The sequence below is a fragment of the Micromonospora sp. WMMA1949 genome (assembly GCF_027460145.1).
In the GTDB taxonomy this organism is placed as follows: Bacteria; Actinomycetota; Actinomycetes; order Mycobacteriales; family Micromonosporaceae; genus Micromonospora.
On the sequence record NZ_JAPZBG010000001.1, the window covers coordinates 6,429,406 to 6,443,121 of the forward strand.

At 68.3% G+C, this 13,716-nt stretch carries 11 protein-coding genes and 1 pseudogene; 6 read left to right on the forward strand and 6 right to left on the reverse strand.

The genetic code is table 11. The features are described from left to right. Positions 1-16: 16 nt before the first annotated feature. Together O7607_RS30070 and O7607_RS30075 are read right to left on the reverse strand one after the other, a co-directional pair. Positions 17-775, reverse strand: coding sequence for an SDR family NAD(P)-dependent oxidoreductase (locus O7607_RS30070; protein ID WP_269706826.1), 759 nt, complete (start codon positions 773-775; stop codon positions 17-19). A 14-nt stretch (positions 776-789) separates the two neighbouring features. After that, positions 790-1,938 carry an acyl-CoA dehydrogenase family protein gene (locus O7607_RS30075; RefSeq protein ID WP_269706827.1) on the reverse strand — a complete coding sequence of 383 codons (1,149 nt, stop codon included), beginning with the start codon at positions 1,936-1,938 and terminating at the stop codon, positions 790-792. 90 nt (positions 1,939-2,028) lie between these two features. On the opposite strand from O7607_RS30075, the gene O7607_RS30080 reads away from it, so the two are divergent. The 3 genes and pseudogenes from O7607_RS30080 to O7607_RS30090 all read left to right on the forward strand — a co-directional run bounded on the left by O7607_RS30080 (position 2,029) and on the right by O7607_RS30090 (position 3,358). Beyond that, complete coding sequence (locus tag O7607_RS30080; protein WP_269706828.1) at positions 2,029-2,694, forward strand: TetR/AcrR family transcriptional regulator; 666 nt, start codon at positions 2,029-2,031, stop codon at positions 2,692-2,694. Between the two features lie 128 nt (positions 2,695-2,822). Next, positions 2,823-3,071 (forward strand): annotated as a pseudogene (locus O7607_RS30085) (aldehyde dehydrogenase family protein); the annotation flags it as partial. Then, the gene (locus O7607_RS30090; RefSeq protein ID WP_332367323.1) at positions 3,068-3,358 is read left to right on the forward strand and encodes an alcohol dehydrogenase catalytic domain-containing protein; all 291 of its coding nucleotides are present in this window, start codon (positions 3,068-3,070) and stop codon (positions 3,356-3,358) included. The pseudogene O7607_RS30085 and the gene O7607_RS30090, both read left to right, overlap by 4 nt. 313 nt (positions 3,359-3,671) lie before the next feature. Here O7607_RS30090 and O7607_RS30095 read toward each other — a convergent pair whose 3' ends face one another. Next, a complete protein-coding gene (locus O7607_RS30095) occupies positions 3,672-4,229 on the reverse strand; it encodes a hypothetical protein (RefSeq protein ID WP_269706829.1) in 558 nt (185 codons plus the stop codon). Positions 4,230-4,265: 36 nt separating this feature from the next. Here O7607_RS30095 and O7607_RS30100 point away from each other — a divergent pair, with 36 nt between their 5' ends. Together O7607_RS30100 and O7607_RS30105 are read left to right on the forward strand one after the other, a co-directional pair. Continuing rightward, positions 4,266-4,676 (forward strand): hypothetical protein, encoded by a 411-nt coding sequence (locus O7607_RS30100; protein ID WP_269706830.1) that lies wholly within the window; start codon positions 4,266-4,268, stop codon positions 4,674-4,676. 10 nt (positions 4,677-4,686) lie between these two features. Next, positions 4,687-4,905 carry a hypothetical protein gene (locus O7607_RS30105; RefSeq protein ID WP_269706831.1) on the forward strand — a complete coding sequence of 73 codons (219 nt, stop codon included), beginning with the start codon at positions 4,687-4,689 and terminating at the stop codon, positions 4,903-4,905. 134 nt (positions 4,906-5,039) lie between these two features. Here the strand turns inward: O7607_RS30105 and O7607_RS30110 are convergent, their stop codons facing one another. Together O7607_RS30110 and O7607_RS30115 are read right to left on the reverse strand one after the other, a co-directional pair. Beyond that, complete coding sequence (locus tag O7607_RS30110; RefSeq protein ID WP_247659725.1) at positions 5,040-6,245, reverse strand: hypothetical protein; 1,206 nt, start codon at positions 6,243-6,245, stop codon at positions 5,040-5,042. Positions 6,246-6,283: 38 nt separating this feature from the next. Further along, a complete protein-coding gene (locus tag O7607_RS30115; protein ID WP_269706832.1) occupies positions 6,284-8,758 on the reverse strand; it encodes a CHAT domain-containing protein in 2,475 nt (824 codons plus the stop codon). 51 nt (positions 8,759-8,809) lie between these two features. Here O7607_RS30115 and O7607_RS30120 point away from each other — a divergent pair, with 51 nt between their 5' ends. Then, a complete protein-coding gene (locus O7607_RS30120) occupies positions 8,810-10,741 on the forward strand; it encodes a caspase family protein (protein ID WP_269706833.1) in 1,932 nt (643 codons plus the stop codon). A 673-nt stretch (positions 10,742-11,414) separates the two neighbouring features. On the opposite strand, the gene O7607_RS30125 is transcribed toward O7607_RS30120, so the two are convergent. Beyond that, positions 11,415-13,703, reverse strand: coding sequence for a CHAT domain-containing protein (locus tag O7607_RS30125; RefSeq protein WP_269706834.1), 2,289 nt, complete (start codon positions 13,701-13,703; stop codon positions 11,415-11,417). Between the last annotated feature and the right edge of the window lie 13 nt (positions 13,704-13,716).

The window sequence follows — 13,716 nt, forward strand, 5'->3', positions numbered from 1 at the left end:
GGTCCGCCGGCGCGCCTCAGCGCGCGCCGCCGTTGACGTACAGGGTCTGTCCGCTGACGTACGACGCGTCGTCGCTGGCCAGAAAGGCGATCACCGAAGCGATCTCGGTCGGCTGGGCGACCCGGCGCAGCGGGGTGTGCTCGGCGACCATCCGCTGATGCTCCTCCGGACTGCTGCCGACCCGCTGCGCGGTGGCGGCGGTCATCGCGGTGGCCACGTAGCCCGGGGCGACGGCGTTGACCGTGACGTTGTACGGGCCGAGTTCGATGGCGAGAGTGGCCGTCAGACCCTGCACCCCCGCCTTGGCCGCCGCGTAGTTGACCTGGCCCCGGTTGCCGAGGGCGGAGCGGCTGCTGAGGTTGACGATCCGGCCGTAGCGGGCCGCGACCATGTGCTGTTGGGCGGCCTGGCAGCAGAGGAACATGCTGGTCAGGTTGGTGGTCAGCACCGCCTCCCAGTGTGGCAGGGGCATCTTGAACAGCAGGTCGTCGCGGGTGATGCCGGCGTTGTTCACCAGCACGTGCAACCCGCCGTACGCCTGCACCACCCGGTCGCTCATCGCGGCCACCGCCGCGGGGTCGGTCACGTCGCAGCCGATGCCGACGGCCCGGCCGCCGTTCGCGGTGATCTCGTCGGCGACCGCCCGGCTGCGCTCCTCGTCGAGGTCGACCACGGCGACGGCGGCGCCCTCGGCGGCCAGCCGGTGCGCGGTCGCCGCGCCGATGCCCTGTCCGGCGCCGGTGACGACGGCCACCCGGTCGGCGAATCTGGTCACGGTTCTCCCCTTTGCTAGAAGGCGTTGACGCCGGTGAGCGCGCGCCCGATGAGCAGCTGCTGGATCTGGCTGGTGCCCTCGTAGAGGGTGGCGACCCGGGCGTCGCGCAGGTACTTGCCGACCGGATACTCGTCGATGTAGCCGTACCCGCCGAAGACCTGGACGGCGTTGTTGGCCGCCCGGACCGCTGCCTCGCTGGCGAAGAGCTTGGCCATCGAGGCCTCGGTGGCGAACGCCTCGCCCCGGTCCACGAGGTCGGCCACCCGCCACACCAGCAGCCGGGCGGCGGCGGTGTCCACGGCGATGGCGGCGAGCAACTGCTGCACCAGCTGGTGCCCGGCAATCGGCTTGCCGAACTGGGTGCGCTGCCCGGCGTAGCCGACCGCCGCGTCCAGGCAGCCCTGGGCGATGCCGACGCAGCCGGCGGCCACCGACATCCGGCCCTTGGCCAGGGTGGCCAGGGCCAGCCGGAAACCGCCGCCGGCCGGGCCGAGGCGCGCCGAGTCGGGCACCCGGACGGCGTCGAAGCGCAGCTCACCGGTTGCCTGCCCGCGCAGCCCGAGCTTGCCGTGGATCTCCCTCCGGGTGAGCCCGGCGACGTTGGCGGGCACCAGGAACGCGCTGATGCCCCGGTGTCCGGGTCCGCCGGTGCGGGCGAAGAGCAGGACCACGTCGGCCACGGTGCCGTTGGTGATGAACGTCTTCGCGCCGGTGATCAGCCAGTCGCCGCCGTCGCGGGTCGCCCGGGTGGTCAGCGCGGCCGCGTCCGAGCCGCTGTCCGGTTCGGTCAGGGCGAAGCAGCCGAGCGCGGTGCCGGCGCAGAGCCGGGGCAGCCACTCGGCCCGCTGCGCGGCGGACCCGTACGCGGCGATGGCCTTGGCGACCAGCCCGAGCGACACCGAGACGATGCCCCGGACGGCGGAGTCGCCCCGGCCGAGCTCCTCCAGCACCAGGCAGTAGGAGAGGTGGTCGCCGCCGGACCCGCCGTCTTCCTCGGGGATGGTCAGCCCGAGGAAGCCCAGCCGGCCGAGCTTGTCCACGATCTCCGGGTCGACCGACTCGCGCCGATCCCAGGCCGCGGCGTGCGGAACCACCTCACGGTCGACGAACTCGGCGGCGAGCTGACGAACCGCCGCCTGCTCCGCGGAGAGCTGAAGGTCCATGCGGCATAAACTAGCGCTGCAAGTTTAAGTACGTCCAGACCCGACTGTGCAGAGTTGCCGCGGACCGACGAGTGAGCGAAGGAGGCGCGGATGCCCCGGCCGAGGCAGGCGCTGCTCAGCCGGCAACGGATCGTCGATGCCGCCGCCGCGCTGATCGACGCGGACGGGCTGGAGGCGTTCTCCACCCGCCGGCTCGCTGCCGAACTCGGCGTACGCGGGCCCTCGCTCTACAACCACTTCGCCACCAAGGACGACATTCTCGACGCGGTGGCCGACAGCGTCACCGCCCAGGTGGACGTCTCCTTCTTCGGGCGCCTCGACTGGCGCGAGGCGCTGCGCCGGTGGGGGCACTCGTATCGGGCGGCACTGGCCGCACACCCGAACATCGTGCCGTACCTGGCCCGCGGGCCGGGCCGGCGGGCGGCGGCGCTGGCGATGGCCGACGCGGTCTACGGCGGGCTCGTCGCTGCCGGCTGGCCGCCCGCGCGCGCGACGCACATCGGCGCGCTGATGCGCTACTTCGTGGCGGGCTCCGCGCTCGGATCGTTCGCCCGTGGCTTCGTCGAGGACCCGGGGTTGTACGGAGAGCGGTACCCGCACCTGACCCAGGCGCACCGGCTCGCCGAGCATCAGCAACGGGTGGACGAGGGCGCCTTCGCGCTCGGCCTCGACGCGCTCATCCATGGGCTCGCCCGCACCTACGAGGAGCACGTCGGGCCGCTACCACCCCTCCCGCCAGCCGATTCGGGGCACTAGAGCAAAAGCTCTCAGCGCTAGTTCTCGACCACCGCGAGGGGCGCGGAGGATCTCGCACGAACCGACATCGATCTCGACCGAGCGTGGGTGGCCTCCTGCTGCGGACAGACCATCGCGGTGCACAACCCGACGACGAAGAGGCAGCGGTGGGCGTCGCGAACGACTCCCGGTACGGCCTGGCCGGCGATGTCTGGTCCGCCGAGGAGCAGCGGGCGGTGCGGGTCGCCCGGCGGATCCACACCGGAGCCGTTGACATCAACGGCGTGCCGTTCAACCCGCTCGCCCCGTTCGGCGGCTACAAGCAGGCCGGCCTCGGCCGGGAGCTGGGCCGCTACGGGCTCGACGAGTTCCTTCAGACCAAGGCGATCCAGCGATGAGGGCGCTGCTCGCCCGCAGCGTGGACCAGCCGCTGACCGTGGAGGAGGTGGAGCTGCCGGACCCCGGGCCGGGTGAGGTACGGGTGCGGGTACGGGCCGCCGGGGTCTGCCACTCAGGCCTGTCCATGGTCAACGGCACGGTCGCGCCGCCGTACCCGCTGATGCTCGGGCACGAGGCGGCGGGCGAGGTGATCAAGGTCGGCCCCGGCGTCGACCGGGTCCGGCCTGACACGCACGTGGTGCTGAACTGGGCGCCGCCCTGCCGGCGGCTGGGCCGCACCGCGTAAACGGGGGGTTTCGGGGGGCGGTTCAAATCTCCATCGAAGTAAATCAAAGCCCTGACCAGTGTTTCCGCTGGTCAGGGCTTTTTCTTTGTCGGGACGGCCGGATTCGAACCGACGACCCCTTGTAACGGAAAGTAGCCGAAGCGGGCTTGTCATTACTTGCCTGAGATGGTCGTTGAGCTGCAAGGACGTCACTAATACGTCACCGGCTCTTGTCACTCTTCGCCAACAATTGGCCTGGGTTTTCGGGGGGTAAACGGGGGGCCAGGTTCAACGTCCGCCACGTCTGACCGTCTATCCACCGGTCGTGCCAGCCTTATAGGTCGTGTATCGACCGGACTTGCGGCAGCCCGTCCTCGGTCAACACGATCGTCACCGGGACCTCACGCGGTGGTGGTCTCTCGGTGGTATCCCGCAAGCTGCGGTGCGCGGGACATTCGCAGGATGGCTGCAGCGGGTCCGGGCACCCGACGAGGGCAGACGTCAGCCGCTGGACCCCGTCGACGTCGACCGGCCACGACCAGTCCATGTCCCACGGCTCCTCCCAGGGCGGGTGGAACCAATCGTGATGAAAGCGCACCAGAAGTCCAGCCCCACACTCCGGGCGGGCCACCACGTTGGTCCAGCGGTAGTTGACCTGGTGCCCCGAGGCGCCGTGCGGGACGCCCCAGCGGCGGACCGCCTTCGGCACCGCAGTGTTCGCCCTGGCGTTTGCCGGGCCGCTGCTGCTGTGGCAGGCCCTCGTCGAGGCGCCGTTCACGACGGTGCTCGCGACGGCCGGAATCATGGCCGGAGTTCGGCTCGCCATCCAGGGCTGGCTCGCGATCTTCTCCAGGGCCACCGCTACCGGGACGACCTGGACCGGGTCCAGCACGACTATGAGGACCTGCGCGCGGCGTACGACAGGTGGGTGCGCAAGCTAAAATCGAAGCCGACCGACGCGGAGATGGCGCACTGGCTCGACTGCGATCGCAAGATCCTGGTCGAGGACACGCTGCGGCACTACCGCATGGCCGCGCAGGACGTGATAGCGCAGGCCTTCATCGAGGCGCCCGTGCCCGGGTTCAAGCGGGCCCGGGTCAGCAAGGGGCCCTGGCGCTACTCGCGATACAAACTTCTCCTCTTCCTCCTCACCAAGGACGGCGTCCGCCAGGTCACGATCACCCTCGACTTCGAAACCATGGAATTCGGCGATCAGCAGCGCCTCGCTTACCAGTACAACTCGGTCGTGGCGGCGAACGTCGTCGATGCCCGCAACGGCGAGAAAATTTCCCCTGACCTTGACGAACAACCGCCGAGACGAGCTGACGATCACCGGTGAGTGGCTAGGCATGCCGGAACTCGGCGACGACGACCGCATCGCCTCCCAGGTATCGCTCGATGCCTCGGGCCTCGAACGCACCCTGCACGTGCTAGAGGGCATGGAGCAATGCAGGATGATCTCGTCCGCCGTGGTGAATCCGCCTCGTTCCTCACGTACGGCGCTGATTGTGTCAGCCTGGGCCGGCGTCATCTCCAACTCGGAGCACAACCACTCAGCAGGAACGTGATTTACGTTGATGAGATCGCTGTCCGCGTAGTCCCGGTTAGCGACGACGTCCGGACGCCGGGGTGCCCGGGTCGACTGCCGCGCCGGGTCGTAGATCAGGCTGACCCGGATGGACGGCTTCCCGGTCGGGTTCGGTCAGGCATCGTCCATGCCGAGCGATTCCCGGATGGTCCGGCGGGCCTGGTGCAAGGTGGACGGCAGGTCCGCCTCCTCGCGCTCGACCAGGGACTTGAGCGGAAAGTCGTAGAGGCTTGCGGCTAGTTCCGGATCCACGAGAGTGAGGAACGAGTGGGCGTGGGCCGCGATCAGGTACCTGGCCGGGTGGTAGGGCCCGTAGTAGTGCAGCGCCGTGTTGGTGACGTCGTGCAGCATCAGGGCCGCGGCAACGGTCCGGCCGACGGCGCTGTGCCCCGCGGCGAAGTCGACATGGACGTGCAGGGTGAGCGGGTGGACCGGGCCTAGAACGCTACGGCATGCCTCGAGCAGATGCGGCATCAGCTCGAGGAAGCGCTCGACGTCTCCGTCCGCCGCGATCTGTTTGGCCTGCTTCCAGGAGGACTCGAGTCGGTCCCGATCGTCGGAGGAGTGCGGGACGGGAAGCGGTATACGGTCCTCCTCGGCGAGCGGATCCGGATGCTCGATCCAGGCCATGTCCTGTCTGAACCGGTCACTTCGGCGGAAGCCGATCGCCCCCGTGAGTTCCTCCAGATGTCTGGCGAGGTCGTCGGTGACGCGGGCCTCGCCGGTCTGCCAGACCGCGAGATGGTCGATGAACGCCGCGAAGACTTGGTCCAGATGGTGCTGACCGGGGTCGCGCGGCAGAGTGGGGCTCTCATACGCGACCATGGTCTGGAGGACGGCCGTCGCGCGCATCAGTTCCGCGTGATAGAGCTGCTGGATGTCGGCAAGCTCCTCCGCCATGTCCTCGGGAAGCTTCGGGATCAGACGGATCGTCCGCACGCACAACTGTATCCGACAGAGCATGACACCGTAGTCGTAGTACCGCCGCCGGTGAGCGTCGATCGCGGTGCGCACGACACGTTGCAGATCCTCCATCTCCGCGCTGATGCGTGCCCTGGCTTCCAGCCAGTCCTGTCCGAACGACCGGGCGAACTCGTGGTGACCCGGCAGGTCAGCCACGATTTCCTCGAACCGGTCAACCACGGCCGGGTCCACTCCCAGCTCGCGGATCCGGTCGGCGGTCCATCCGCACATGTCGTGCATTTTCTCGAGTACGAAGTCCGGAAAACCCCGACCGATGATCACGATCCACTCGGTGTAAGCGCAGTAGACGTCCTCCAAGTCGTGGCCGATCTGGAGTTCTTCGGCCGGTCTGGCCATAGCGCCGGGCGGAGGTGGCTCGAAGTCCCGTGCGCCCGTCACGACGCACCCGGAAACTTGTACGTCGCCGGTGCGCCGAACAGCTGGAAACCCGCCCAGTGGTAGGGATGAGCCGTGATCGGATTGGCTGCCATCGCCTGCTGTGCCTGCCGCAACGCGTCGGCGGGCGAGGCGAATTTCTGGAGAGCCAGATAGAAGTGCCGCATGAGCGCCTCGGTCGAGGCGTCGGAGACCGCCCACAGGGGCGCCAGCACCCCCTGCGCGCCGGCGGCGAGAAACGCGCCGGGGAAGCCGACGTACTCCGAGCCGAACCGCATCGCTCCGGTTCCCGCGTGGCAGGCCGCCAGGACGACCAGCCTCGCGTTGAGCTCGTACCGTGCGAGCTCGCCGTACCAGAGCGCCTCGGGACGGTCGGCGGGACCGGCGAGGTGCAGGGCGGAGAAGTCCGGATGGTCGGGGAAGAAGAACCCGTGACAGCCGAAATGGGCGACGTCGGCATCGGCGAGGTTGGCCATCATCATGTGGTACTCGAGCCGATCTCCGGTCACGGTGAAGGCATCAGTGAACGTGCCCGCCGCGTGGTCGATCTCCGCCCGGGCGTGCGGCAGGCTGCCGTCGGGGTCCCCGAAGCCGACGAAGCGTTCGAGGACGCGCTTGAGCCGGGGCCTGGTCAGCAGGCGTGCCAGCAGGGTGAGGCTGGGCACGTAGCTCACTTCGCGGGTCGCGGAGAGCATCGCGGGTGCCAGCGCGCCCAGGGGGATCCGCCAGAGCGCCCCGTGCGGCACGAAGAACAGGCGGCACCCCTCCGGAACGTGGTCCACGACGGGCTGGACGAGATGGGTCATGAGCCAGGTGACCGCGTCGGGGTCGTCCTGTGATCCGCCCAGCGGGCTGGACAGCTGAGCCAGTGCACCCTCAACCGCCTCGTCCACTTCCTTGGTGGCGAAGCGACCGATCGTCCGGCAGTCGCCGCGGCTGATGAGGAAGATCGAACCGTTCGAGCCGCAGACCACGACGCGGTCGTTCTCGGCGAGCAGGGCCCGCACCGACCGGGTCGGCGTCGGTGACGTGGCCGTGGTGAGGCCAGGCGTGGCGGACAGGAGCTTTTGCTCCTGGCGCTCGAGCGCCTGCCGCTGGTCGCCGAACACTCGGGTGAGCAGCCGGTGGTTGGGTTCGGTCGGCGCAATGATGTACTTCCCGAGAACGTCCTGAAGCACCTTCGAACGGGAGTCCTCCAACACCTGCGGGTGCCATTGCCTCCAGAGCTGGTGCATCGCCGTCTGCGCGAGCAGGGCCCGGCTCGCGGCGAGCTCATGGACGTCAACCGCCGCCTCGGCACCGCGCAGCGCTTCGGCGCACCGCTCGGCCATCAGGTAAGTGATCTCATGGGCGGCTGAAAGCTCTCGCTGGAGGGCTTGCGACCGCCCGTACTTCCGCAGCTCCTCAACGTTCCGAAGGATCTCGTCGAGTCGGCGGGCCGCCTCCTCAGTCGGGCCGTTAGCCATCACCTCGAGTGCGGTGGCTCCCGCCTGGAAGACCTCCGAACCACCTTCTTCCAGGGGTATCCTTCGGCCTTCCGCGTAGGCCAGCTTGCCCTCGCACATCTTGCGGTAAAAGTCGGCGTGGCCGCCAAGAAGGGTGGCCGACTCGACGCACCACCGCAGCCCCATGATGAGAGGCTCGAGATCTTTCGCGGTCATCGCGGCCGCATAGGCCCGCCACCACCGCGCCTGGTCCTTATCCAGCCGTTGCAGGCGGTTGAGGGCGCTTTCCAGGTTCGGCTGGTCGGCGAGGTCGGTCAGCACGGTGATCATCGCCACGACCGCGTTGGCCTCGCTGACGGGGTCGGCCGCCCGGCGGTAGGCATCCGCACCGCGGCGGGCGTGTACCAGCATGCGCTGATGGCTTCCCTTCACGGTGTGGGCGGTCCTCATCAGCAACGTGAACAGGCCGATCTCCGCACTGCCTTCGACCGCGGCCTCGCCCTCGGCCCGGGCCAGGTGAACGGCCTCGATGAAGGCCGCTCTGGCCTCTTCGATCTGGCCCCGGTCGCGCAGGGTACGCGCCCGGTCGTCCCACTCCCTCGCGGTCTGCGGCCGCTCCGCTCGGGAGCGCGCAAAGGCAGCCTCCCGGGCGGCCGCGTCTAGCGGCTCCACCGGCATGTCATCGGCCTCGACCTCGCCCGCGCGGACGATTCTGATCATCTCGAGGTGTGCTGTGAAGAAACGCTCATAGGAGGCGTCAGCTTGGGGTATGGCCCGGACGAACTCGATGGTGCGGTCTATCAGCCGTTCGGCCTCGCGGCTCCGCAACTCCTCGCGCTCAGCGATCATCCGTAACTTGGCGCGCGGGCTGCCTTCCGTGATCAGCTCGACCACGGCGTCGCGGACAGGTTCCTCGATGCTGTCGCCCATTCTCGACTGCATGAGCCACGCCGCCTGAACGCTCTCCGTGATCACCCGCGCGGCCTTGGCAAGCCGCTCTTTCTCCGAGTCGTGAGGGGAACCCTCCATCAATCCATTATGCAGATATTGACGGAGCTCTGCGGTGTTACGCTCGTGGCCGTGTCGGCGCATGCGACCGGGCGGGTACGCGCTCTTCTCATCGGGATCGATCGCTACCTCGGCGCCCCTCGCCTGATGGGATGTGTCAACGACGTCGAGCACGTCTCCGCGTTCCTCAATCAGCGGCTGGGCTCGCGTCTGGACGAACGGCGCCTCATCAACGGGGAGGCGACCAAGGACGCAATCGTAGAGGCGATCCGCTCGCACCTCGGGCAGGTGGGACGCGGTGAGGTCGCGCTGCTCTGGTTCAGTGGGCACGGCTCGGAGCAGGCGGTGGCGCCCGAGCAGTGGCACCTTGAACCCACGGGGATGAGTCAGTCGCTGGTCTGCCACGACAGCCGAGACGGCGACGTGCTGGACCTGACTGACAAGGAGCTGTCCGTGCTCCTTGACGGGCTCGCCGATCGCGATGGGCACGTCGTGGTCGTGCTGGACTGCTGCCACTCGGGCAGCGGCACCAGAGAATCCCAAGCAACGATCCGGTCGGCGCCCGCCGTCACCACGCTCTCGTCCTCGGCCCGCCGTCCGCCGGAACCGCGCGCCCTGACGGCCTCCTCGATCACATCCCATGTAGCTCTATCCGCCTGCCGGTCCGACCAGCTGGCCGCCGAGCAGGTCATCGACGGCGAGTTTCGGGGTGTGTTCACGGCCGCGCTGCTGGAGGCTATGCGCCATCTCGGGGCCGACGCCACCTACCGCGAACTGCTGGTCGGTGCCCGATCAAGGATCGAGGGCATCCGCAGGGCACAGACACCGGTGTTGTTCCCCGCCCACCGCGACGGCCCGGCCGACCAGGCCTTCCTCGGCGGCAGCCTCGTCAAGTCCTCGGGAATGACGGCCCGCTGGATCGGTGACGGATGGCTGGTTGACGCCGGCCACTGTCATGGGATGCCGGTCCCGGCTCTTGAAGAACCTGTGCTCTTGGCCGTCGCCGGCCGCGCTGGTCTGGTGCTGCGGGTCGTCGAGGTGAGGGCGGGTGAGTCGGCCGTCGAGCCGCTGGGCTGGGAGCCCGACCCGGCCGAGCAGTACCCGGTCGTCCTGAGCCGTACCCCGTTGCCGGCCGCCCAGGTCGTGGTCGGGGGCACGGTCGAGGACGATCCGGCGGCGTGCGCACGGGTGGTCGAGGCGATCCGGACGTCGGCCTACCTGACAGCCGCACGCCAGGAAGACCCGAAAATTGGCCCGCGCATGCGGGTTGCGGCGGTGCGGCGGGAAGGGCGTAAGGTCCTCCGCGTCCTGCGCTCCGACGACACGCCGGTCGTTCCCGACGTCGAGGGCCACTCCGATAGGAGCGCTCGCCTGGTGGTGGCGCAGATGGCGCACGTCGCACGATGGACGCAGATCAAGGAGCTGGCCAACCCCTGGTCAGCGCTGACTGGTGCTGTGCACCTGGAAATTGTGGCCGCCCGCCCCGGCGTGGTGTCGGCACCACGGGAGGAGCCTCCGCTCTCCGTCAACGACGATGGCGCGATTTCGCTCACCTATCGCCGCACCGCTGACGGCTGGGCTCCGCCGGAGGTCTTCGTCCGATTGCGCAACACCTCGCCTCGCAGGCTGTGGTGCGTCCTGCTCAACCTCACGGACCGGTACCGCTCGCACGCCATGCTCTTCCCGGGCGGATTCGTGGCGCCGATGGGTGTCGCGGCGGCGGCCGAGGGACATCGGATCCCGGTGGTCCTGCCACCGGGCCACGCCATCAAGCCGGGCGCGGCGAGCACGGACTGGTGCAAGCTCATCGTCTCCGACCGCGAGGTGAACTCCGCCGCCCTGGAACTGCCCGCGCTTGGCGAGCGCATCGCCCGAGGCCTGCGCCCGCAAACCGCGACGGCGAGCCTGGGCTGGAACTCCGTGCGCGACATGACCGTCCCCGATCCGGCAGGCGACTGGACGACCTTCCTGCTTCCGGTCGTCACGCGAGTCCCACAGGAGTGATCAGTCCGTAAAGTCCCCATGATCTCGTCCAGTCCCATGGCGAACAGCTCGCCAGAGACGAGAGTCCACCTCCCACGAGGAGAAGCGAGGGTGAACAGAGCGCCGACCAGCGGAGAAGCATCATGCAGCGTGATTCGCTGGGCGCTCAACACGACGGGTCCTACTACGCTGCTGTAATCCGGCCGGCGTAGGACTGCCAGTCGCCGGACGCGGTTCGTTGCCACGCAACGGCGCTGCAGATGTCGATGCCGAGGCACCGGGCGAGAACGGCGGCGGGTAGCTCGACCGCAGGTTGGAACATGGCGGCGGTACGAGCGGCGCGGGTCGGCATGCCCAACGCCGCGAGGCGTGTGCGGAGCATGCCCCCGCTGATCGGCTGGTCCCAGGGCCCGACCGGGGAAAACGCATGGGGTCGTCGCGCGGTCGGTACCTACGCGTTCAGCCCTGAGCTGGACGAAAAGGGTAGCCATGACCGGCGGCAGGCCGATCGGCGTAGTGCCGAAGGTGAGCCGGACGCCGCCTGAATTAACGCCCCTTCGACCACATCCATTGATGGTCACGATGGCGACGACGACACCAGTACCGCGCCAAAAGAGCCCACTACCAGCGAAGACTCCGACTTCATCAGGTGCGGCTGGAGTACTAACCGCTACCTCGGCCTGATCAGTAGCTCCTACCAGCGCGCGCCGATGCAAATGTAGGAGGCCCAGATCACCGGCAGCGGCGCCTCAACTGGGTTCGCGCCTTGCGGTGTGGACCTCCACCGATGGAGCCACTTGAGTTGCACGGCCCGCAATGCCGTGGCCGCATCTTCCGGCCGGCGTAGCGCTTCGGCTAGATCAAGATCGAAGCGACTGGTAAACGGGGTGTCCCAGACCCGCCAGTTCGTCGCAACAACCTGCCGCGCGCCGGCCCACAGGATCGCGGAGGCCAACCCGAACCACTCCCCCGCACCGTCGCCACCGGCTCCTGAGGACGCGCACGCCGCCAGCATCACCCGCGACGGAAACGGGAGGGCCGGAGCGTCGCCTGAACTGGTAAAGATCAGATCGGCGGTAACCAGATTGCCCTCCAGGGCGAGGCCGCTCTCCACGTCACCGCGCCCGCTTACGTGACCGGAATAGTAGAACAGGCTCGGATGTGACGGTCCGAGTCGCCGCAGAGCGATCGCCAGGGCCTGCGGGGTGGCTCCTGGATGGGTGAGTACGATCTCCGTACCAGGCGGCACACGCCGGGCGAACTGCAAGTCGCCGCACGGGTCGACGCACGCGACGCTCAGCGGCAGCTCGTCCAACGGGAACGTCGGATGACGATCGACGTAGTCCATCAGGGCCGCCGGTGGTGCGACCCGCGGCACCGCGGCGTCGATGAGCCGCGCGGGGTAACGATCAGAGCTCTGCGTCTCGATGCCCAGGAGGGCGGTCGGCAAGACAGCGAACAAAGTGCCACAGAGCACCAACTGCAAGGGGTTGCCAGTGTCGATCCGGCGCAGCAGCTCGGCGCGCAGGACAGGTGGGATAAGGTGATGCCCGAGGAGCGTGGAGAGTGCTTCCTCCTCGCGATACGAGGAACTGAGCGGACCGTTTAGCACGTCCGAGGCGGTCGCATCCTCGTTGACGAGGCTGGCATTTAGCAAAGTCTCGAGGGCGTCGCCAAGTTCGGTGCCGTCGGCGGCATCAAGGAACCCGCAGGCCGCCTCGCCCCCGCCGCGCACACACCAGTAGATGCGCTCGTTGAATCCCCAGGCACCCCACCACCAGGCGTCTTCACCGCCGACCTGCCTGACGCAGTCCTCGAAGGACAGCGGGGTTCCAGCAACGTCCTCGGTATACAACGACGCGAGGTGGGAGAAGCCGTCCACGGCGATCGGTCGCATCCGGGAGACGCGGGTAGCGCCGAGGGTGGTGAGCAGGCCCGCCGGCGACATGCCGCGGTATCGTTCCGCAGTCGCTCCGCCGGTGGGGAGCACTTGGAGACGGGCGCTCTCCATGAGCTCGGCTGCCAGCGCTGTGTCGTTGCGCGCACAGGCGATCTGAAGCGCCACTTCCCGCGCTGCCTCTCCTCCGATGTTGTTGAACAGGCGCAGGGCAGACCCGTCCGTTCTGGCGCTGATCTCATTGTTGCGGGCGACCGCAGTGAGAGCGTGCGTGAGCGCATTCTGAAGGTCTCCGCGACTGAGGAGGAAGGCGGCCCGGCCGAGTTCCGCGTCGGCAATGTTGCGGGGGCTGGCGTTCTCCCGTGCTACCCGCAGCGCGTGCTCGGAGGCCGAGTCCAGCCATGCGGGGAACGAGCGGCCACGGTGCCGGGAGTCGGTGAGGATGCTCAGCGCCTGCAGGAACTTCTCACGGTCACGCTTGGCGTAGTAGACCACGGCCGAGCGGACATGGGCGAATGCCTCGTGCTGGTCAGCCCCATCCATTTCTAGCAGGGCGGCTCCGAGGTTGTAGCTATGCATGGCGCGGTCGGCGTCGGTGCGAGCTGACTCTAGGTCATGCCGGAGGCTCTCGATCACCGCCGCGGTCATCCGGCGGTGGCCCTGCCCCGCCAGATCCCTCCTGACTTGTTGGATCTGATCGGCATAGCTAGGGAGATGCCCGACGGCCTTTTCTGCCTTTTCGATGTACATCTCCGCGACTGAACGGATGCCCAGTTCGGCGAAGTAAATCGCGATGTCGTGCATCGCTTCCCCGTAGCGCCGGAAATTACGTGGATCCTTCTCCAGATGCTCCTCTGCACGGGCGAACGAGCACAGTCCCTTCTCCACATCGCCTAGCCTCATGTACACCTGCCCGGCGAGCTGATGCAATCGACCGAGATCACAGTCACGCTGACGAGCGTCCGGCTCGATGGCGAAGAGCGGTTCGGCCGCCTTGATCTTGCGCAGCGCGGTGTCGTAGTCGCCGCGCCGGTAGGCCTTGAGCGCCGCATTGGCGGTCAACACCCCTCGAGCTCTGTCGAACATTGCGGCGACTCCC